The 22,082-nt window shown below is 44.9% G+C and carries 19 protein-coding genes; 13 read left to right on the top strand and 6 right to left on the bottom strand.

The genetic code is table 11. The features are described from left to right. The first annotated feature begins 85 nt into the window (after nt 1–85). Nucleotides 86–2,506 (top strand): TonB-dependent receptor, encoded by a 2,421-nt coding sequence (locus BUR42_RS00080; protein ID WP_074240355.1) that lies wholly within the window; start codon nt 86–88, stop codon nt 2,504–2,506. Nucleotides 2,507–2,625: 119 nt separating this feature from the next. On the opposite strand, the gene BUR42_RS00085 is transcribed toward BUR42_RS00080, so the two are convergent. Both BUR42_RS00085 and BUR42_RS00090 read right to left on the bottom strand, forming a co-directional pair. After that, on the bottom strand, nt 2,626–4,410 hold the full coding sequence (locus tag BUR42_RS00085) for a toll/interleukin-1 receptor domain-containing protein (protein ID WP_074237063.1): 1,785 nt from the start codon (nt 4,408–4,410) through the stop codon (nt 2,626–2,628). A 208-nt stretch (nt 4,411–4,618) separates the two neighbouring features. After that, entirely contained in the window at nt 4,619–4,951 is a 333-nt protein-coding gene (locus tag BUR42_RS00090) for a HopJ type III effector protein (RefSeq protein WP_074237064.1), read from the bottom strand. Nucleotides 4,952–5,036: 85 nt separating this feature from the next. Between BUR42_RS00090 and BUR42_RS00095 the strand changes: the two genes are divergently transcribed. Genes BUR42_RS00095 through BUR42_RS00105 form a run of 3 tightly spaced genes read left to right on the top strand, consistent with a single transcriptional unit; the run spans nt 5,037 to nt 6,461 of the window. Beyond that, on the top strand, nt 5,037–5,489 hold the full coding sequence (locus tag BUR42_RS00095) for an SRPBCC family protein (protein ID WP_074237065.1): 453 nt from the start codon (nt 5,037–5,039) through the stop codon (nt 5,487–5,489). After that, the gene (locus BUR42_RS00100) at nt 5,470–5,793 is read left to right on the top strand and encodes an ArsR/SmtB family transcription factor (RefSeq protein ID WP_074237066.1); all 324 of its coding nucleotides are present in this window, start codon (nt 5,470–5,472) and stop codon (nt 5,791–5,793) included. Before BUR42_RS00095 ends, BUR42_RS00100 begins: the two co-directional genes overlap by 20 nt. A 2-nt stretch (nt 5,794–5,795) precedes the next feature. Next, nucleotides 5,796–6,461 carry an NADPH-dependent F420 reductase gene (locus BUR42_RS00105; RefSeq protein ID WP_074237067.1) on the top strand — a complete coding sequence of 222 codons (666 nt, stop codon included), beginning with the start codon at nt 5,796–5,798 and terminating at the stop codon, nt 6,459–6,461. Between the two features lie 209 nt (nt 6,462–6,670). Here BUR42_RS00105 and BUR42_RS00110 read toward each other — a convergent pair whose 3' ends face one another. After that, entirely contained in the window at nt 6,671–7,435 is a 765-nt protein-coding gene (locus BUR42_RS00110) for a MerR family transcriptional regulator (RefSeq protein WP_074237068.1), read from the bottom strand. A gap of 141 nt (nt 7,436–7,576) precedes the next feature. On the opposite strand from BUR42_RS00110, the gene BUR42_RS00115 reads away from it, so the two are divergent. The 9 genes from BUR42_RS00115 to BUR42_RS00155 all read left to right on the top strand — a co-directional run bounded on the left by BUR42_RS00115 (nt 7,577) and on the right by BUR42_RS00155 (nt 19,816). Next, nucleotides 7,577–9,043: a hypothetical protein gene (locus tag BUR42_RS00115; protein ID WP_074237069.1), complete on the top strand. Its 1,467-nt coding sequence runs from the start codon at nt 7,577–7,579 to the stop codon at nt 9,041–9,043. A 25-nt stretch (nt 9,044–9,068) separates the two neighbouring features. Then, nucleotides 9,069–9,902: an isocitrate lyase/PEP mutase family protein gene (locus tag BUR42_RS00120; protein WP_074237070.1), complete on the top strand. Its 834-nt coding sequence runs from the start codon at nt 9,069–9,071 to the stop codon at nt 9,900–9,902. 94 nt (nt 9,903–9,996) lie between these two features. After that, on the top strand, nt 9,997–10,407 hold the full coding sequence (locus BUR42_RS00125; RefSeq protein WP_074237071.1) for a fasciclin domain-containing protein: 411 nt from the start codon (nt 9,997–9,999) through the stop codon (nt 10,405–10,407). Between the two features lie 215 nt (nt 10,408–10,622). Next, nucleotides 10,623–11,834, top strand: coding sequence for a hypothetical protein (locus BUR42_RS00130; protein ID WP_074237072.1), 1,212 nt, complete (start codon nt 10,623–10,625; stop codon nt 11,832–11,834). 119 nt (nt 11,835–11,953) lie between these two features. After that, nucleotides 11,954–12,526: an RNA polymerase sigma-70 factor gene (locus BUR42_RS00135; protein WP_159442181.1), complete on the top strand. Its 573-nt coding sequence runs from the start codon at nt 11,954–11,956 to the stop codon at nt 12,524–12,526. Nucleotides 12,527–12,592: 66 nt separating this feature from the next. Continuing rightward, nucleotides 12,593–13,672 (top strand): FecR family protein, encoded by a 1,080-nt coding sequence (locus BUR42_RS00140; RefSeq protein ID WP_074237074.1) that lies wholly within the window; start codon nt 12,593–12,595, stop codon nt 13,670–13,672. Nucleotides 13,673–13,874: 202 nt separating this feature from the next. Then, entirely contained in the window at nt 13,875–17,219 is a 3,345-nt protein-coding gene (locus tag BUR42_RS00145) for a TonB-dependent receptor (RefSeq protein ID WP_159442182.1), read from the top strand. A gap of 27 nt (nt 17,220–17,246) precedes the next feature. Beyond that, the gene (locus tag BUR42_RS00150; protein WP_074237076.1) at nt 17,247–18,800 is read left to right on the top strand and encodes a RagB/SusD family nutrient uptake outer membrane protein; all 1,554 of its coding nucleotides are present in this window, start codon (nt 17,247–17,249) and stop codon (nt 18,798–18,800) included. Nucleotides 18,801–18,802: 2 nt separating this feature from the next. Next, nucleotides 18,803–19,816: a DUF6528 family protein gene (locus tag BUR42_RS00155; RefSeq protein WP_074237077.1), complete on the top strand. Its 1,014-nt coding sequence runs from the start codon at nt 18,803–18,805 to the stop codon at nt 19,814–19,816. A gap of 18 nt (nt 19,817–19,834) precedes the next feature. Here BUR42_RS00155 and BUR42_RS00160 read toward each other — a convergent pair whose 3' ends face one another. From BUR42_RS00160 to BUR42_RS00170, 3 genes are read right to left on the bottom strand one after another with little or no spacing between them, the layout of a single operon-like run. Then, nucleotides 19,835–20,812, bottom strand: a complete 978-nt coding sequence (locus tag BUR42_RS00160; RefSeq protein WP_074237078.1) for a GlxA family transcriptional regulator — start codon at nt 20,810–20,812, stop codon at nt 19,835–19,837. A 58-nt stretch (nt 20,813–20,870) separates the two neighbouring features. Beyond that, nucleotides 20,871–21,281 carry a VOC family protein gene (locus BUR42_RS00165; RefSeq protein ID WP_074237079.1) on the bottom strand — a complete coding sequence of 137 codons (411 nt, stop codon included), beginning with the start codon at nt 21,279–21,281 and terminating at the stop codon, nt 20,871–20,873. Nucleotides 21,282–21,290: 9 nt separating this feature from the next. Next, a complete protein-coding gene (locus tag BUR42_RS00170; protein ID WP_074237081.1) occupies nt 21,291–22,046 on the bottom strand; it encodes a helix-turn-helix domain-containing protein in 756 nt (251 codons plus the stop codon). Between the last annotated feature and the right edge of the window lie 36 nt (nt 22,047–22,082).

Here is a 22,082-nt window from a genome sequence, read left to right on the forward strand (position 1 = left end):
ATTTCCGCATTGCGCAACTTCTTTTCCCGATTCGATTAACGGGAATGTAGCCGCCGCTATACCTTTGCCGCCAGAATTTAACAATATGCGTATTCAACTTAAAAATCTGATAGCCATTTTCTTCGCTATCGTTTGCTCCCTGCCTGTTTTGGCTGGTGTAGAACCTCTTTCCGCTATTAAGGGAAAGGTGGTTACCAACGACGGGTCGCCCGCAGCCTATGTAACTGTACAATTAAAAGAGAAGAACAGGGGAGGAATGACCAACGAAAAAGGCGAATTTGTATTCAGGAAACTGAATGCGGGCCGCTACACCGTACAGGTTTACCTGATCGGTTACAAAAAAGTTGAGAAAGAAGTAGAACTGAAAGATGATGAGATCGTAAGCGTAAACATTCAGCTGGAAGCCACCCATGCAGAATTGCAGGAAGTTGTGGTGAATGGAGAAAGGAATAAATATAAAGTAGACAAAGTATCCGGCTCCCTGCGTTTACAAACACCTATCCTGGAAGTTCCTCAGAACATACAGGTAGTATCATCTACAGTACTGGCCGATCAGCAGGTGTTTGATGTGGTAGACGGAATTACCCGCAACGTAAGTGGTGCTACCCGTACCGGGCACTGGGATAATCAATATGCTAATATTCGTATGCGCGGCTCCAAAATTCCCGCTTTCCGTAATGGTATGAACATCGAACAAAGCTGGGGGCCAACTGCGGAAGACGCTTCCATGATCGAACGTATCGAGTTCGTAAAAGGTCCTGCAGGCTTCATGCTGGCTGCCGGCGAACCAGGTGGTTTCTATAACGTAGTGACCAAAAAGCCTACCGGCATGACCCGCAGTTCCGTAAACCTGAGCATGGGTAGCTTCAGCACTTACCGTGCTGCACTGGACTTTGACGGTAAGCTCAGCAAAGACGGTAAATTGCTTTACAGGCTCAACCTGGCCGGTCAGCAAAAAGACTTCTTCACCAAATACAACTACAACAACCGTTATGTAATTGCTCCGGTATTGAAATACCTGTTTGACGAGAAAACATCGGTTACACTGGAATATACCTACCAGGCATCTAAGTACCTCGGTAATGGTAATTATACTTTCTCACGCAAAAAGCTGCTGGATGAAGATATCAAGAACGACTTCTTCTACCAGGACCCTTCCCTGGAGCCCAGCACCCTGAAGGATCACAGTGCATACCTGTATTTTGATCATGAGTTTAACGATAAATGGAAAGCGCATGCGCAGGTGGCATACTTCAATTTTGCGATGGAGGGTAGCAGCATGTGGTTGTCCAGCATTGAACTGAATGGTGATATGAAGCGTTATGTGAGCCAGGGCGATGAGGCTGGCGAAAACAGGTTCGGCCAGTTCTCTGTTAGTGGGGAAGAATATACAGGTAGCGTACGCCATCGTATCCTTGCTGGTGTGGACATGGGTAACAAGAAGTTCTGGGGCGATTTCCGTACACTGAAGAACGATATCAGACTGGCTGGTGGTGAGATCTTTAATGTCTACAATCCCAAGTATGGCATTCCTTTTGATTCCATGCCCAAACTGGACCGTAGCAGAAGTGTAAGGCAACGTGCAGCCAACTCAGCTTACATCAGCTCTGTAAACTATGCTTCTGCATATGTTCAGGATGAACTGGGCTTCTTTAATAATACCCTTCGTCTGTCGCTGGCGGGCCGTTTTACACATGCCACCATGACTGGCCGCGACCGGGCTACGGATAAAGTAGACGATGTTTTCTCACCCCGTGTAGGTTTAAGCTATTCTATCGATAAGAACACCAGCACCTATGCGCTGTACGATCAGTCATTTGTACCTGTTACCGGTGTAGACTCTTCAGGCAACGCATTTGATCCTGTGAAAGGTAACGACATAGAGTTTGGTATTAAAAGAGATTGGTTCAACGGCCGCCTGAGCACCTCTGCTACCGTTTACCAGATCAAAAGGGTGAACGACAAGGTGAACACCGGCCTGTTCGACAGCCGGGGCCAGGCTGTGATGATCCAGTTAGGGGAAACTACCACTAAAGGTATCGAGATTGATATCAATGGCGAGATCACTCCTGGTTTGAATGTAACTGTGAACTATGCGCTCACGGACTCTAAGATCTCCAGGGAGTCACCTACCATTGTTGACGAAACTAAAAAGACTGTTGGGAATATTACACCCAACACTGCCAAACACATCACCAACGCATGGCTGAACTACCGCCTGATCAATGGTAAGCTGAAAGGTTTTGGTGTATCAGGAGGTATTCAGTGGCAGGCCGAACGTGCAGTAGGTACTACCAAAACAGCTAACATTCCCAATTACTTCAGGGTAGATGGCGGTCTGAACTATCAGCTGGGTAAATACAATGTTGGGTTTGTTGTGAATAACCTGCTGGACGACCGCAAACTGCTTACACAGGCAACACTGGCTGCAAACGCCGCCGGTTATTATACTTACATCGTAGAAGCGCGCCGGAATTTCCGGATAAGCATCGGCTACCGTTTCTAGTAGATACTATTTAATAAAAAGGCGGTCTGCGGCAGCGGGCCGCCTTTTTTATGTGATGGTAACGCTTGAGTTACAGCACATCTGCCGGGCAAGCCATCTGAACCTGTACTACGTTTATGTTAAAACTTCGTTTTTTTACCTATAGCTGGTTTCTTGAATTTTGGCTCTTCGTGAATATCTCTCAATAATTCATGAATGAACTTTTCGTCAAATTGGGTATCGTCTCTCATATCAACATACTTTCTCCCTTTCAATGCAGTTGGGATTGCGTCCGCATCGGTACCACTCCTAAACAGCGGTATAAACTTTGAAGTATTGATATTGTCAGTAAATATTTCGGCAGTTATAATTGAGTACTCGTAACCAACACCTCCTGTAAGATTTTCTGTTTTCTTTTTATAGTTGGGTGTCATTACACAAATAACTCTATGCGATTTGAAGATAGATGTTTCCATAAAATGTGGCAATAGCTTGCCGAGAAACCCTATATCCCATTTATCTAAAATAGCGTCAACACCATTTTCACGAAGTTTGGTTGCTAAATTGAGAATCCAATCTTCATGTTCCGGGCTATCCCAGGAATAAGAAATGAAGACAATGGGGATTGTATCTTCTGTTTGCGTTGGCTTAATTATTGGATCAGGTACTTTTTTTACGTGCTGTCCGGGCATGCGGCTCAACGAATGCCTGAGATGTTTGATAAGGTTGATCATGGCACGATATTCGGCAATATGCGGAGCCATGGCACGGAAGGACAAGGTTACCAGTTTAGCCGGGGTGTCGGCAAATCGCTGGGCAGCATAGTAAAGCGATCGTAACCGCCTGTCTGCCTTCCATACCTTGCTCACTTCATCCGGGACGAATCGAACAGGTTCATATCTGCTACTCAAAGGTTTATTGCGCATCAGCAGTTCGGGGCGGAGCCACATGGATTCAATATAGGCTTCCACTTCAGTAATGACCTCCCGTATAAACGCCGGCGGATCGCGATGGAGGGCTAGCCGTTGGTGATAACCTTTTGATTCAAGCCAGCTTACTTCAAACCCCTTGATTAGTAAATTAAAGCTCCGCTCATCGAGAGGATAGCGTTGCGCTTCTTTTGGTACAGGCCAGTTCCAATGCCATGCCTTGGCGCTGTAGTATTTGTGTTTGATCTGTTTTTTTGGGGAAGAGAGCTGTTGTGCGGAGCGAACCGGAGGTGGTTTAGGGGGAGTATGAGACGTTTGCGTTACATCAGGTCTGCTGGCAGGTGTTTTGAAAGGTTGATGTGGCACAGCCGCTGGCTGCAAGAAGGAATTTAGCGAAAGTGCCTTCCATCCTCCCTTTGCGAAGAGAACAATGGGAACCACCAGCAACAAGCCGATGCTTATCAGGAGTATAATAATCGTAACCGTATAATTCTTATGAGCGAAGAAGCCCATGGCTATGATGGCGGCAAAAGCACCCAGGTTGGGGAACAACTTGAGAAGGGCAGAATTGCTTGAATTGCTCTTTAGCCTGGCGGCTATCTCAGCAGGGGAGGCAAACGTAAGTCTATCCAACGGCGGCATCAGCCAGGCTACAGCAATCAGTGAGAGAATGCCGCAACTGAATTGAAGCTCCAAAAAATATTCTCCCGTCATTATGCCTATGATAAAGGCCAACGCCCATCGGCCGAAAGTGAAAAACCGTCTGCCGGTGAATGATCTTGCCGTAGGTATTCTGGCAACCACGTTTCTGCTTTTGGCTTCTGCAATTACAGGCCATAAATAAAGAGTGACCAGAAAGAGCATAGCCACAGTAGCTACGGAATTGGCATGCCAATCCGGGTTAGTCTTGGATATGGTAGGGTCTATCGACATTCCAACCATGAACACAAAGACCAGGCCTGCGGAAATACGTGAGAGGAATATAATTAGGTTCATAGACAAAGGTAACAGTGATCGTAAGGTTGCCACCAAATATACATGCTATATCAACATCAAAAAATACCCCGGGAGGTCGTACGATACTAAATGAAAGTTCACAAATTTGTTTGTGGGCGTTCAGCCCTCAGCCCTCAGCCTCATTTCCCCGCCTCTTTTCACTAATAAAAAGAAGCCAGGAATCATAAATTCCTGGCTTCTTAAATAACTACTTAGCCTGTAAAGCCTGCCCTTCAAAAACAATCCCCGGCCAGCCATGCTTCATAAATTGCCTGATATTCTGGTGATCTGTCCCCTCCGGGTTAGCTAACACCGATTGATAGTGTTCAGCAAATAAGTATAATGTATCCTCCGCGCTTAGATCATTTAATTGAGCGAATGCAAATACCTTAGCACTCCCCTGGTTTTGAGTGGCCTCATTATATGCTTCCCCGTTTTTAAAAGCTGTCGGTTGATGTTGGTATTGCGTTTCAATGAATTCAATCACTTCCTTGAAAGTGAGAGCGTTGTCTTTTAGTTTTTTAATCAGTTGCTCTTTCATGCAGGCAAAAATAGGAATCTTGGGAAAAATATTTGGGTAACTTGAAAGTTACCTATATATTTGTGTAACTTAAAAGTTACTTATTATGGCAAGAAGCATAAAACACCAGTTTTTCTTCCCTCATCCACCGGAAACGGTTTGGGAATACCTGACAAGATCAGAATTAATGGAATTATGGCTGATGAAGAACACCTTTCAGCCAGTTGTAGGCACTGATTTTCAGTTCAGAACAAATCCTATCCCCAGCCTGGATTTCGATGGTATCTTTTACTGCAGGGTATTAGAGATCGTTCCCTTTAAAAAACTTTCTTATTCCTGGCAAAGCGGCCCGGGCAACGGGGAGATCACACTTGATTCCGTTGTTGTATGGAAGTTGGAGGCAACTGATAAGGGCACAGAACTTTTCCTGGAGCATAGTGGTTTCGCGAAAGAAGAAAACCTGAACTTCTATAAGGGTTTAACGAATGGCTGGTTAGAGAAATTCACAAAGATCGAGGAACTTTTAAACGCTGCACAACATGCCCACCCCAACACTTGATGTATTCCAGGTCATAGGGGACCCCAGCAGGAGAAAGATGCTGATGTTGCTCTCGTCTGATAACCTTACCATCAATAACCTGGCAGATCATTTCGAAATGAGCCGTCCTGCTGTTTCAAAGCATATTAAAATACTGTATAACGCAGGATTTATCTCTATCCAGGACATTGGCAGGGAGCGCTATTGCACACTGAAGAAAGATGGTTTTGAAGAACTGCAGGCCTGGATCTCTTACTTCGATGAGTTCTGGAAATTTAAACTGAAAAAGCTGGAAACCTTATTAAATAAAAAGCTATCCAATTAACTATGAACATAGGAATTATCGGTTCCGGTGAAATGGGAAGTTGCCTGGCGTCAAAACTCACTAAACTGGGGCATACTGTTTCGGTCGCTAATTCCCGGGGGCCTGCCCTGGAAGAGCTTGTGAAAGATAAGGAAGTCGTTATGGTGTCTATTCCGCAAAAGAACATACCACTTCTTCCTAAAGCACTGTTTAAAGATCTTCCGGTGGTTATTGACACCGGAAATTATTACCCGAACCTCCGCGACGGAAATATACCAGCCCTTGACCAGGGTGGCGTAGATAGCTTATGGGTGCAGGAGCAATTAGGCATTCCTGTAGTTAAGGTCTTTAATTCTATTCTTGCTACCAGCCTGAAAGATAAGAGCAAACCCAAAGGCGAAAAAGACCGTATTGCCTTAGCCGTATCCGGTGATGATGCAAAAGCAAAAGAGATAGTGTTTAAGTTGGTGGATGATCTGGGCTTTGATCCATTTGACTTAGGTACTATTGCGCAATCATGGAAGCAGCAGCCGGGTGCTGTAATTTATTGCAGGGACCTTAACCTGGAAGAATTGAAAAGGAGAGTGGATACGATGCCTGATTTACAGTCCGTTATCACAAAACGAAAAGCAGATGAGGTATTGATGAAAGCGGATTATCCGGCTTATCTGAAGAGCTTGCAGCACTAAAAAACTTCAGTACCTATGCTTTATCTATGCTTAATCCTTGCTTTATCCTTGCTTCATCTTGCCTGCCAGCGCGGGTTTAAGCAAGGATGGAGCAAGGATAAAGCAAGGATTACACAGAATTTGTAGTGCCATGGCGGGTTTTAGCTTTTTAGATATTGTAATTGATTGATAATCAAATATAAAGGGGCCAACCACGGCCCCTTTAACATTTATTCCAGCGTTTTAACATAATAGTCTGTGGCCTCTTTCAGAAAAAGCGCCAGTTCCTTGCTGGGCATGCCATTCACGGGCGTATAGCGGTTATCCGCTACATATAGCTCACCCAGTTTCCTGAAATACTCCAGTTTGCCCATTTCTATTTTTCCACCGCTCAGCCGGAGGATAATTTGATAGCGGCGGGCTATATGTTGCTGTACTTCCGGGCTTTTGGGATCGCCGCCCATGAGGGCCGTTAATTTGATGGATATCTCATTCAGCTCGTTCTTCAAGGCATCCATTTCGTCTTTACTGAATCCGCGCAGGGTATCCTCTGCATTTAAAATAGTATCCTTGCCCCATTTGGCCATGGCTTCCGCGCGATAGGCTTCCATTTTATCCTGGGGGATGCCTTCGTATAAATCTTCTACCTGTAACATAGTGTTGTTTTTAATTGTTACCAATGTTTTGTCTATGGTACCAACCAATGTGTTTATCCTTTCCTTCTTTGCCAGCAGCGCTTTCCTGTGCCCTTCCAAAGCCTGCTCCAGATCAAATGCAGGATCATCCAGAATGGCGCAGATGTCTTTCAGCGGAAAATCCAGTTCCCGGTAAAAGAGGATCTGCTGCAACCGCAACAGTTCTTTTTCGCTATACAGCCGGTACCTGGCCTCGGTACGTACAGAAGGTTTTAGCAAGCCCATCTTATCATACAGATGTAAGGTGCGCACACTTACACCCGCCAGTTTAGAGAGCTTTTTTACAGAATAGTTGTCCATCGTTTGGATTTATACCTTGTCGGAGCAAATATAGGGTATGACGTAAGGGGAGAGTCAAGAGAAAAGCCAACTTTTTTTTTCAGGCTTCTCCCTGTCCGAAAAGTACAATTTCCCTGCCTGCCACTTTGCTTTCTTTGTAATATGAAGCGCCGGATCACCTTTATCTTTTTATTGATATCCTGTATGCCTGTGTTTGCACAGACGGAGAGCAGGGAAAAGTTATATTCCAATATTCTAAAGGATACTGTTTATTATAACGTTGTTGTGCCGGAAGGCCGGGATATTAATGAACCTTTGCCGGCGTTATATGCACTTAAATACGGAATGATCGATGGTCCGTACATAGCTTCCCAATTACGGTATTTCAAAGGCGCCAGGTATCCGGTACTCAATATGATAGTGGTAACAGTGTTGGCCGATATGGATAGGATCGGTTTTGTGTACGAGACGGGCCTGCTGACAGAGACGGGTAAAAAGTTCCTGGCCTGCCTGAAAAATGAGATCATAGCAGATGTGGAACGAAAATATCATGTGGCTGATTTCAGAGCTTACGTGGGGCATTCTTATGCCGCGAGTTATGCAAATTATCTTTTTCAACATGAACCCGGCATATTTAACGGATACATTTTACTGGCTCCGGAAAAGGTAAATGCTCCCTTCGTATTTGATGCAAGAACGATTCACAGGAAAACCTTTTACTACGCAGCAGTAGGAGAGTTTGATCTGGAAAGGAGGCATGTTTATGCGAAAAATATTTGCAACCAACTGAAATCTGTGGATAGCAGTCGCCTTTTTACGCAGTACGACAGTATTCCACGTGGGGATCATAGTAATATTTTGACAATGGCCATTCAGCCCGCGGTTGAATTCATCTCACAATGTTATGATCCAAATGCCGATGTCGATCCCGGAAAGAATGCATGGGATGCATTTGCAAACATAGGGGAACGTATCACAAAAACATACGGCGTTAATGTAGAGAAGAACTATGTCTGGTATAGCCGGTTTGCACAGTTAGCCATCAGCCGGAAGGATTCCGCCAGCCTGATAAAACTCCTTGACCATTTCAGTTCAGATAAGTTGAAAGGATATGATACAAGAACTTTCGGAGATTATTGTGCCCGGCTGGGTCTTATGAAAAGAGCGGAACACTATTATTTATCAACTATACAAAAAGTATCAGCCATCAGGGAAAAGGAAGGATGGGAATTCTTTGTATTGAGTGATTGTTATCGTGGTCTGGCAATGGAGGTTGAAAAGAACGATCATGAAAAAGCATGGGAGTACCTGCAAAAAGCCTTGCAGGTTGCTGATGCTACCAGTAAATACGGCAGTACACCACTGGATACATATTTTGAGGTTGGACGATTTTTAATTGATAATGGCTATCGTGTGAAAGAGGGGGTTGGCTATCTGTTGAAATACCTGCAATTGAGAAGTAATACACTGGATGAAATTCACTGGGGATATGGGAAGATCCACACCAATCTTGGCAAAGGCTACTATTTACTAAAGGATTATGCCAATACACGTCTTTACCTGCAGAAAGCTTTAGCGATCGATCAGGATAATAAGGAGGCAAAGGAGTTGCTGAAGAAATTAAATTAAGCCCATGATTCCGTAACTTTCAGGAATGGAACCATCACAACACACCAAAGCTACAACCCTCAAAGCCCTCCACGGGCGGGAAGGTATTTTTGTGATACCCAACCCCTGGGATGCAGGCTCTGCAAAATTACTGGCCCACCTCGGATTTGAAGCGCTGGCCACTACAAGTGCCGGCCTCGCCTTTATGCTCGGAAAACCTGATGGAGAAGGAGCCGTAACCCGGGAAGAAACATTAAAGAATGTACAGGATATTATAGCAGCAACCACACTGCCTGTTTCTGCCGATCTGGAAAACGGATACGGAGATGAACCGGAAGCATGTGCCGCCACTATTCTGCAGGCAGCAAAAGCGGGGCTTGTCGGAGGTTCCATCGAAGACGCTACCGGGCGTCCGGATGATCCCATCTATCCATTTGAACTTTCGGTAGAGCGTGTACGTGCTGCTATAAAAGCGGCCCGCAGCTTACCGTTTCCTTTTACCTTCACAGCAAGGGCGGAAAATCTTATATACGGACGCATAGATCTGAAGGATACAATAAAACGTTTGGTAGCCTATGCAGAAGCCGGTGCAGATGTACTGTTTGCACCCGGTTTGAAATCGCGGGAAGAAATTGAAAGCGTGGTAAAAGCAGTGGCGCCAAAACCAGTGAGTGTGGTAATGGGATTAGGTAATGTTGTTTTCTCACTGGAGGAACTAAAACAAATGGGTGTAAAAAGAGTAAGCCTTGGTTCTTCACTTTCACGTGCAGCATATGGCGGTTTCTACCAGGCCGCACAGGAGATCCGGGAAAAGGGTACTTTTTCTTTTGCAAAAGATGCTATCCCATATGCAGAACTAAATAAGATCTATCACATGTAGTATTCCTGACCTATATAACATTTCCGGTAGTTACGTTTAATTAAGCTTACCTTTCCATGTTGCCGGCCATACTGCCGGCAGGTAAATCAACAAAATGTCAAACATTACACAGGTTGTTAACACAGACAAATACCTGAAAACTTTAAAGAAAGGTGTACACGCTTCAGACCTGGACCAGTTACTGAGCAGCAGAGGCCCCTTCACTTTTTTTGCACCGAATGATATCGCTTTTGAGAAATTGGAAAACGGGATGATGGAAGGTCTTCTTGAAAAGGGAAACAAACAGCAACTTACTGACCTGATGAATAATCATATCGTGAATGGAAAGATCCTTTTCAAGGACCTGAAAAATGGCGATAAGTTAAATACGCTGGGTGGCACGGTGCTGGCAGTAGAAGTGCAGAATGGAAAAGTGAGCATCGGCGGCGCTGTTATCCTGGAGCGTGAAGCAAGGATAACAAACGGTACGATACATTCCACTGATACAGTATTTGTGAAAAGCTGATAAATTCAAAAGAAGGTCAAACAGACCTTCTTTTTTTTAATTAATTCTTTCTGCCCCGCTCCACACTTTTAATATCTTCCTCCCTGTTCTTTTTAAAGCCAAAATGTTCAAAACCTGTATAACTATCCGGTACTACATGCCAGGAAAGGGATACGGATAACTCGCATGTTATTGATATGTTTCGCGGAGTAAATATAAATCATTAATTTTCAGCATTGAACTGGAAACTGCTCATATGGCTTATGTTGTTAACCGGCACTGTAAAGGCACAGGCTGAAAAATGGACCGGTACCTGGCAAATGAGCAGCAAGCCCTGGCCCCATATCCCCGCCATCATCCTTGATTTACAAATAGGCGTTCCTGAACAGGGCGTGCTTTATCCTGCAAAGATCAAGTTACAATACGGATCATTCACCGGTATTTACGAAGTACTGCTGGCAAAGAAAAACGACCAGCAACTGGGGATCGGCCGTGCTAAATACCCTTTGCTTCAATCCCCCTTCAAGCTGGGCATCTGGATGTGGTACCTGAACGGCACCCTGGACTTCCATGATGCAAAGCTCACCCTGAACCGTATGTGGATAGATGGTTTTGGCATCTGGATGCGCGGATTATATGATGATGATGAACTCTTTGTGAACACTAAAGTGATGTTGCGGGATTTCCTGTACCACGATTCCATTACCCTGAAGAAGATCAATAATCAGCCCCTGACTGATTCTTCCGTGAGGCGAATACTGCGTAAAGAAACTTCCGATATCTACTACGGCATCTATGACCGTATCTTCTCTTCAGATAGTGTGATCACCATGCAGGTGGAAGACCAGGAGAAATATGATAAGGATACCGTTACGCTGCTGCATAACAACAGGACCATTTTCAGCCGGCAGGAAATAAATGACCAGAACCGCCGCCAGCAGATACAACTGGATACAGGCCGGAACCTCTTTGTATTCTTTGCAGATAACTACGGCCGCCTTCCTCCCAATACCGGAAACCTGTACACGAAGATCGGGGAGAAGGAGTACAGTTTTGATTTCAGCCACCGGGCGAATGCCTTCGCTACTTTTGTGGTAGCAGATATTTATTATAAACAAAGAGAAGCAATCCCTCTTGCCACAATTAATGTAGACACTGCCAATATTGTACTTGAGCTATGGGATAGTGCAAAAGAGGATGGTGATAGTATTTCCCTGCGCCTGAACGGACAATGGATCATGACTGGTTTTCCTGTAAAGAATGCCCTGCAAAAGATCCCCATTAAACTGCAACAGGGAGAAAATACCCTCTTGTTTATAGCCGATAATCTTGGGTCTATCCCTCCGAATACGGCAGAGCTAAGGATCCGGTACGGAACAAAAAGTAAAACCCTGCGTCTTAGCACAGATATGAAAAAGAATAATGAGATCAGGCTGATACTCGAATAAAAGAAGTTTACTTTTATATAATACGGTTAATTAGCTATTTCTTTAACTTTATAGTAAAGTTGTGCTCCCGTCAATAATGGTCCAAATTGCCAAACGAAGTAACACATAGGGATAAGATCTTGCTTCAACGTCTCAGCGCTGGGGACGAGCGTGCCTTTACGCAATTGTATAACACCTATAAGGATGAATTGGCGCAGTTCATCGCCAGGTTCGTAAAGCTCCCCCAGATAGCAGAAGATATCAGCCAGGAAGTATTTATAAAGATCTGGCAGAACCACACCCAGCTGCAGGAGGTGGACTCCTTTAAAGCCTATCTGTTCATTGCCGCCAGGAACCATACTTTAAATATCCTGAAACGTATTGCCAAAGAGGATAGTGCCAAGGCAGAGATCATCCGCCACATTCAAAGCATCCGGATCAACAATAAAGAGGATGATCTGATCTCCGGCGAATACCAGGCATATTTAAGGAAGGTCTTAAATTCCCTGCCACCGCAAACACAGCAGGTTTTTCAACTATGCCGTACGGAGCAGAAAGGGTATGAGGAAGTAGCTGCCCTGCTGGGCATATCCCGGAATACGGTCAAGAAGCACATGGTCCGTTCTATGAAAACATTTCGCCAGGCCCTGGAAAATGGGCTTGGGATCCCCCTTCCGCTTATCATTATTCATATCCTTTCCGGTAAGCTCTGAAAAAATCTTTCACCAGGGGTACCCTCCCCATTCATTTTATTGTCTTTATAGTTGTAAGCCGGGTTTATGGACGAGAATTCATTTTACAGACAGCTGGTTCAGCGTTATAAGAACAATGAAGCCTCTGATGAAGAGATCACCCTGTTTTTCCATTTACTTGAAAATGGGAAGCTCGATGCATTTCTTTCAGAGGCCATGGACGCCGAAGTACCTGACATCAAACCAGTCCGCCGCATGTATGCCAGGTGGTGGATGGCTGCTGCAAGCATCCTTATAATCTTTTGTACAGCCGCATATTTCATTACCTCCAGGCCGGCTAAGGAGGAGATCGTAAAAAACAACGTGATTGTTCCTGGTGGCAACAAAGCTGTGCTTACGCTGGCCAATGGCTCATCCATAATACTTGAAGATGTAGAAAATGGTAACCTGGCCTCACAGGGTAATGCCCATGTCGTAAAAACAGGGGATGTTTTAGCCTATAATACAGCCCATGCCGATGCCGGCAGCATTGTGTACAATTCCGTGACCACTCCCAGGGGCGGACAGTACAGGATAGTACTTTCAGACGGAAGTCATGTGTGGCTGAATGCAGCTTCATCCATTCGTTTCCCCGCCACTTTCCCCCGCAATGAAAGGGTCATTGAATTGAAAGGAGAAGGATATTTTGAGATCGAAAAGAATGCAGCCGCACCTTTTAAAGTGAGATTGGAAGATGGTGCAGAAGTGGAAGTGCTGGGCACACACTTCAATATCATGGCCTATAAGGATGAAGTAGAAAACAGAACAACATTGCTGAAAGGAAGTATACGGGTATCAAAGAATGGGTCAAGTGAGTTACTGGAACCCGGGGACCAGGCGGTGTTAACTGGTGAAGGAAAGATATTGCTTAAGAAAGGAGCAGATATAGCAGAAGCAACTGCCTGGAAGAATGGCCTCTTCTTATTCAGAAGCGCCGATATAAAAACGCTCATGCGGCAGGCCGCCAGGTGGTATGATATAGAAATTATTTATGAAGGTGGTATCACAACCGACCGCTTTTCAGGGAAAATATCGAGGAATTCCAGTCTGCAGCAGTTTTTGAAAATACTGCAATTAAGTGACGTAAACTATAAAATCCAGGACAGAAAACTGATCATCACACCATAAAATACCACGTGTAAAAAAAAGCCTGTAATAAAAAACCGGAAGTGGTGACAACACTCCCGGCGGATTATTTAGGTCAATCAATGTACAATTTGGGATAACTGCTATCGCTGAACCTAAACAAAACAAAACTATGCAATTGACTGCAATCTGCAAGGGCTCATTTATTAAATGGGCTCCCCTAACTGCTAAAAGTTTGCTTATCATGAAACTTCTTGCCGTTTTCTTATTAGCAACCTGCCTTCAGGCCAGTGCCACTGCTTATGCGCAAAAGATCAGCCTTCGTCAGAAGAACGCATCGCTGCAATCTGTATTAGAGGAAATTGAAAAGCAAACCAGCTATCAGTTCTTTTACAATGAAAGGCTGATCAAAAGTGCGAGAAAGGTAAATGTAGCCATTCAGAACGCTTCCCTGGAAGAAGCACTGAAATTGTGCTTTAAAGACCAGCCTTTCACTTATACTATTCTTGACAAGACCATTATTATCAATAAAGAAGAAACACCTGCACAGCCTGCTGCCAACCTTATCGATATCACCGGCCGTGTTACGGATGAAACAGGGAAACCACTCAGCAGAGCCTCCGTTACTGTAAAGGGAACAAATATTCGCACTACCACCAATGAGAATGGGGAATTCAGGTTGAGTGGGGTGGAAGATAACGCTGTATTGGAAGTAACGTACGTAGGGTACACACAGAAAACAGTAAATGTAAATAGTAAAACATCGCTGACCATTGCCCTGCAGCAACAATCCAGCAACCTGGAAACCATTGTTGTAACGTATGGTAATCAGCGGAAAAAGGAAGTAGTAGGTGCCGTTTCGCAATTAAAAGCCAGCGATATCAAAGATCAGCCTACAGGAACTTTCGCAGAAAGACTGCAGGGCAAATTCCCCGGCGTACAGGCTGCACAGGTAACCGGCAGGCCAGGTCAGAGTATGGATATCCGTATTCGCGGAGCTGCATCCATCAGCGCCAGCAACCGGCCTTTAGTAGTGATTGACGGTATCCCCGTATTAGGGGACCCCGATGCCATCAATAACATTAACCCGGATGAAATTGAAACCTTCTCCGTATTAAAGGATGCAGCAGCTACTTCTCTGTATGGTTCCCGTGCTGCAAACGGGGTGGTGCTGATCACCACAAAACGAGGAAAAGCAGGGCTGCCGAAAGTTGATTTCAATGCCTATTACGGCGTGGCTACTTTAATGAAGGAGTTGAAACCGGAAGTGATGAATGCCACAGAACTGGCTACTTACATGAAAGGGTTCTATGAAGATAAAATAAGGTATGAAGGATATACCGGCGGTATTCCTGTTGAGTATCAGAACCCCGCTCAATATGGTAAGGGAACAGATTGGTATGACCTGGTGATGCAGAATGCGCCGGTACAGAACTACAATATCTCCGTTTCCACCGGAAATGAAAAGTCCGCACTCAGTATTATAGGTGGTTACTTTAACCAGGAGGGGATCATGAAAAATACAGGGTATAAAAGATATTCCCTGCGCATCAACGGCGATGTGAACATCAATAAGAACATTAAAGTGGGAGCTAACTTAGCGCCATCATTACAGGAGGAGCATAACAACCGCCAGGGCAATGGCTTCAATATTGATGGCCAGCGGAACATCCTGGCCAGCACTTTAATGATGCCGCCGATGGCTTCCGCCTATAATCCCGATGGCTCCTTAACATTGGGGTATGCAGGCGGATTTTCTAATTTATTTGTATGGCCTAATCCTTTAAGACAATTACTGGAGATCAATGATAATTCAACCAGGCTGAGATTACTCGCCAACCTGTTTACGGAGATATCTTTCCTGGAAGACTTTAAGTTCAAAACTTCCATCAGTACGGATGTGAATGGCTTTACCCGTAAGAAGTTTGTTCCTTCCACATCGAGAGGTGGATTCAACGTAGTGCCCATTGATAATGCTCCCCCGGGTAATAAGTCAGCTTATGGAGAAGCTAATATGAACAATAACTATTCCTGGATAAATGAAAATACGCTTAGCTATGAAAAAACTATACATGATCATTCAGTGAGAGCCCTGGCGGGCCTCAGCGCACAGAGGTGGAACGATTATCGTTCTAATATTGTGGGGGAAGATTTCCCGGATAACTCCATAGAATATTTAAATACCGCCGCCAGGTTCAGTACTGTGAACAGCACTTCCACCGCATGGTCCTTATTATCACTGTTCGGAACCGTGAACTACAATTATAAAGGAAAGTATTTCCTGCAGGGAAGTATCCGCCGCGATGGTTCTTCCCGTTTTGGATTTGATAACAGATGGGGTACTTTTCCTTCCGTTGGCGCAGGCTGGGTAATAAGTGACGAGCCTTTTATGAAGGGCCTTTCTTCCACTGTCAGTTTCTTAAAGATCAGGGGTAGTTATGGTTTAACGGGTAATAACGAGATCGGGGACTACACTTCCATCTCCACCGTCGGCGCCAGCAATTATGCATTCAGCAGCGGCCTGGCATCCGGTAAGGCACAGACCAATTTCGGTAACTCTTTGTTAAGCTGGGAAAAGAACAAGCAGCTGGACATCGGTTTGGAGATGAACCTCTTTAATGACCGTATTACCATCAGCTACGATTACTACAAAAAGAAAACAGATGGTTTGCTCTACCAGGTGGCAGTGCCGAGGGCTACCGGTTTTTTAAATGCATGGGCTAACATTGGTACCATCCGCTTCTGGGGCCATGAGGTATCCGTTAACTCAAAAAATTTAACCGGCACTTTCAAATGGAACACCAGCTTTAATATCTCGTTCAACAGGAACATTGTTGAAAAGTTAGGTGCCAACAATGCGCCTATCGGAGCCACGCCTACTACTGCACTATCTGACTTCACCGACTGGAAAACCGTAGTTGGCCAGCCGCTGGGTCAATTCTTCGGGTACATTTTTGATGGCGTATTTATGAACCAGGCAGAATTTGATGCAGGGGCCAAATATCCTGCAGCCAGGGTAGGAACGGTAAGAATGAAAGACCTGAATGGCGATAAGATCATAGATGCTGCCAACGACCGTACTTTCATCGGTAATCCCAACCCGGATTTCATCTTTGGTATTTCTAATAACTTTCTCTACAAAAACTTTGATCTCTCTATTGCCGCTTCCGGTACTTATGGTAATGAGATGAAGAATAGTATGACGGAAAGTCTTTATAATATGGATGGTGTGTTCAATGCGCCGAAAGAATTGATGTACCGCTGGCGTTCTGAACAGGACCCTGGTAATGGAAGGATACAAAGGACGCTTGCCGGCTCTACTGTACTATCCCGTTCGGACAATTCTTTTTTCATTTATGATGCCTCTCATCTGACCATCAACAATATTACGTTGGGCTACACCTTCAAAATGCCGCATGTTAAAAGCCTGCGCATCTACGGAGGTGTACAGAATGCTTATATCTTCACCAGTTATAAAGGCAATCCGGAAACCAGCAGCAACGCGTTGAATGGTGTGTCCCAGGGAGAAGATATAGGAGGTTACCCGGTTCCACGCACCTATACATTAGGGATCAACCTGGGCTTATAATTTACACAACGAAAAAAGATCGCTATCATGAAAAAGATATTAATACCCGTTTTTATATTCCTGTTCTTCTGTTCCTGTGATAAGTTCCTGGTAGAAAATCCGCGGACCTCATTAAGTACATCAGAATTCTTCAAAACAGAATCAGATTTCAACCTGGCCGTAAATGGCGCTTATGCAGCACTCAGGGGGATGTACGGTTCAAGAAGTGCATGGACGATGGGGGAGATGAGATCGGATAATACGCATTACGATTACAAACCTTCTGATGCGGCGCTGGCTATAACGCAAAGGAATGATGTGGCCAATTTTATGAACGATCAGTTCAGCGCGCAAACCAGCGATAAATGGAATACGGCCTATGTAACCATTTCCCGGGCAAATGCAATTATTGATCAGATCGCCGCCGCCAAATTCTCAGATTCCAGTAAGAACGCCATCGAGGGGCAGGCAAAATTCATGCGTGCATTATCTTATTTTGAATTAGTACGATTCTATGGAGATGTTCCGCTTTATCTGCATGTGGTGAACAGTACGGCAGATGTAACAAAGGCCAGAACATCCAAACAAGAGGTGTACGACCAGATCATTGCAGATGCCAGGGATGCTTCGGATAAGCTCAGGGTCCCTGTTTTTCCACAAACAGGCCGTGCTACAAAAGGTTCAGCACTTACCTTGTTAGCGGATGTGTATATCACCCTCAAAAGATTTGCAGATGCTGAACCCTTACTAAAACAGGTAACGCAGCTCAATTACCAGCTGATGCCCAATTATGCGGATGCTTTTGATCCTGCTAAGAAAATCAATATTGAATCAATTTTTGAGATACAATACAACGCCAGTCTTGCCGTACCACAGGCCAGCGAATTCATCTACAATTTCATTCCCCGGATGAGCAATTCAACCGGTATCACCGGTCTTAACCAGAATACAATCACTGACCTGGGTGGCTTCAATACACCTACGCAGGACCTTATCAGTACTTATGAAGCCGGTGATAAAAGGCTGGATGCCTCCATTGCCATTGCAGAAGGAAGCTTTAATGCCAGTAATGATTTTGTACCTTCCGTGAATACAGCCGGCGGCGCCGTAAAAAGCATTGTGGGTTACACAGCTCCCGCCGGAAAAGTAGGGCGGCCTTTTCCCAGGAAATACCTGCATACGCATACACAACCAAGGCAAACAAACGATAACTGGCCTGTTTACCGCTATGCAGAGGTATTACTGATGCTGGCAGAATGTTTGAATGAATTGAACAGATCTGCGGAAGCACTGCCTTATCTGAAACAGGTAAGGGAGCGTGCCGGTCTTGCCGCTTCTTCTGAAACAAACCAGGTAGCCCTGCGGGCCATCATTTTACATGAACGCCGCGTAGAACTGGCTTTTGAAAATAAACGCTGGCTGGACCTTGTAAGAACTGGTAATGCGGTATCCGTGATGAAGGCTTATGGTATTGCCATAAAAGCCCTCTATACCTACCTTCCCGCTAATTCTTATAATGTGGATGAGAACAGCCTGCTGTTCCCTATACCGTATGCTGAAATGCAATTAAACCCATTGTTAACGCAAAACAAAGGGTATTAACGATGAAAAGATCAGCGTTACTATTACTCGTAGTATTTGCTTACTGCGGTAAGAAAGATACGCCCTCCGCCCCGCCTCCTGTTGATGAAAAAATTGAACCGGAAGGTATGATCGTAGCAACAAACGATGCATCTAAAAGACTGGAAGTATTTGATGCCGCTGTGACCGACTGGAATAGCAGCAGTGCCATGACATGGTCGTGGAGGCCACTGGTAAGCCTGGGATTCACTACAGCAGAAGTAAATGCCTTTGGTGGCGGAACGGATGCAAAGCTCCGGAATATAGGAAATGATGCTTTTCTTGCTATAACAGATAACCGCATGGCAATCCTTATTTCTTATCCTGCAGGAGAAAAGAAATGGTCGCAGATCATAGATGGCAACCTGCATTCAGTGGAATTACTGCCCAACGGCAACCTGGCAGTTGCAGCATCCGACGCTAACTGGATCAGGGTATATGCCACGTCGCAGGGACCCGCTGCTACACGGTTTGCATCATTTTACCTCGTGGCGGCGCATGCCGTATTATGGGACCCTGCTTTGAACCTCTTATGGGTGACAGGCCAGGTACCGGGAGGCCCGCATGTACTCACAGCGCTTACGGTAAGTGGTACAGCAGCAGAACCGGTTATCGCGGAAGACCTTTCCAGGAGAAGTGAATTGCCCAGCCTCTGGGGCCATGATGTATCCCCTTACTACGGAGATGCTAATAAATTATGGGTGAGTACCAATGGGGGCACTTATGTGTATGATAAGCAGTCTAAACGATTTTCCGGAGCCCCGGGCGGTTCCAACCGGACGTTTGTAAAAGCTGTCAGCAACCTGCCATCCGGCCTCATTATCCAAACACAACCGGATGCCAATAAATCCCCAAGGCCCGCAGCTTCCTGCAGCCTGAACGATTGGAGCACCAGCACGGTGGACATTTATTCTCCGAAAGGTACCTTACAGGAAAGCAGGATCATTGCAGGCGCCTGTTTCTATAAAGCAAAAGTGCTCAGCAATAAGTATCAATAAAAATAACGGCAGGGTGTATCACATCTGATGCACCCTGTTATACTTACTCCGGTATTCTTTAGGCAGCAGTCCGGTTACCATTTTGAAAGAAGTTCTGAAAGTTTTGGTATCAGAATAACCCACTTCATACATGATGTCCGTGATCTTTTTACTGCTCATTTCCAGGTGTTTTTTAGCCGCTTCAATTTTCACCCTTTGCGTGTATTCATTGAGCGTATTGGCGGTTGCTTTTTTAAATCTCCTTTCAAGGCTTCTCTTTCCAACCGCCAGCATACCTGCCAGCTGGTCTACTGTTATTTTCTGCTGGAAATTATTCTCTATATAGATCTGTGCCTGTTTTACGGGCTCATCGTTGTGATCTTTCTGCCCCTGGAAAATGCTGAATATGGATTGGGTATGGCGGTCTGCATCCACCTGGAAGAATTTCGCACAATAGATGGCTGTATCTTTTCCGGCATATTTTTCAACCAGGTATACGATCAGGTTAAGGAATGAAATACCACCGCTGCTGGAATAGATGCCCGCTTCATCTATAATGATCTTATCTACTACCAGGTTTACGTCGGGGTACATGCTCCTGAATTCATTGGCAGCTTTCCAGTGCGTTACACATTTCCTTCCGTTCAATAATCCTGTACCGGCGAGTAAGAAAGCGCCTACGCAAAGGCTGGCCAGCTCAGCTCCTTTAATGTATTGTTCCTTCATCCATTGGATCAGCTCATGGTTGTTTTTCACCTGTTCGGCCATATCGCCATACACGGCCGGGATAATGATCAGGTCGCTTTGTTGTGCTTCTTTGATGGTGAAGTCCGTTTGGATGGTGAATAGCCCGTCATTTAATTGAATGGACTTTGACACGCCTACAAACTGGATCTTAAATATGGGAGCCTTCCCCTGGCTTACCAGGTAATCATTGATCTCCGTAAATACCTGGCGGGGAAATTCTATGTTGGATAATGCCCCGCCAGCCGGAACAACTATGGATATTAGCTTCATTCACTAAAAATACAAAATTGCCCAATACCCTTGGTTGTTGTTGGTAGGTTGGAAACGGTTATTCACCGGCATGAACCGCCACTTTGTTCCCTTCCGTATCAATGAATACAGAAATATAACCAGCGGGGATCTCAGTTCTGGGAAGTATCACTTTCCCACCTGCGGCTTCGATCTTATCGATCACGGTCTGAATAACAGGATAGGCGTTCAGGTAAACAGTAGTGCCTTCTGCTGAAGGCTTGTGGCGGGCAGATTTTACAAGCGCACCGGATACCCTGCCTGAAGAAGCCTGGATCACACCTGGAATGGCAGGGAAAAAGGTCAGCTCTTCACCTGTTTCCGGAAATGCCTGTGTTCTCATTTCAATGTCCAGGATCGTTTCATAGAATTTTTTTGCTCTCGCTGTGTCCAGCACAGGAATTTCGAACCATGTTATAACATTGGTTTCAGCACTTAATTTCTTTATCATGATGTAAAATTACTTCTTCGGGAGAGTGGATAATTGAATAAATCGGCCGTTTTTATTCTCGGCCAGTCTTTTTGGCGTAACCCCACCTGAATACTTTTTTACATCCCTGATAAAATGTGCCTGATCTGCATAACCTTCTTCCGGATACAGCTGTTGTTCTTTAAGATGATCAAACGATGCCCTGTACCGGAGGATATTACTGTAAGCTTTTAATGAAAGACCGAACCTGCTCTTAAAATACCTGCTGATCTGCCGGTTGCTCCAATGCGTGGTCTGAGAGATAGTTTCCGCAGAAACATTACCGTGGGAAGCATACAGGATAGAAAATAGTTCCTGTTTTCTTGGATCAATATCTTTTTGAACGGCGGCCCCTATATGCAGCAATGCCTGTGTTACAAAATGATCGAAATCAAAATTATCTGTCAGCGGGATATCCCAGAGTGTACCGGGTAAAGTTTCTTCTTTGTCTACTAATGCGGCAATAGGATGTTTGAAAAGATAATCCACTGCCAGCAGTTTGAAACTGATCCCGATTGATAAGCTGTGAGCAGGTACAATAACCGGCATTTCTTTTGTCCATAATCCGGAGAAGAGAACTTTATAGGGTTGATGAGAAAGTGCATGAAATATTACATCAAAATATCCATCAGGAAGAATGGAGTATGCCTGGTCGGTATCTGTAGGATTTTGTACAGACCAAAAGCATTGAATGATATCTTCCAGTGGTTTACCGGGAAGTGCATTCCTATAGATGTAACGGGCCATGGTTGCAAATATCGATGAAATTCAGCCTTTGACCAA

The organism is Chitinophaga niabensis (assembly GCF_900129465.1).
Classification (GTDB): Bacteria; Bacteroidota; Bacteroidia; order Chitinophagales; family Chitinophagaceae; genus Chitinophaga; species Chitinophaga niabensis.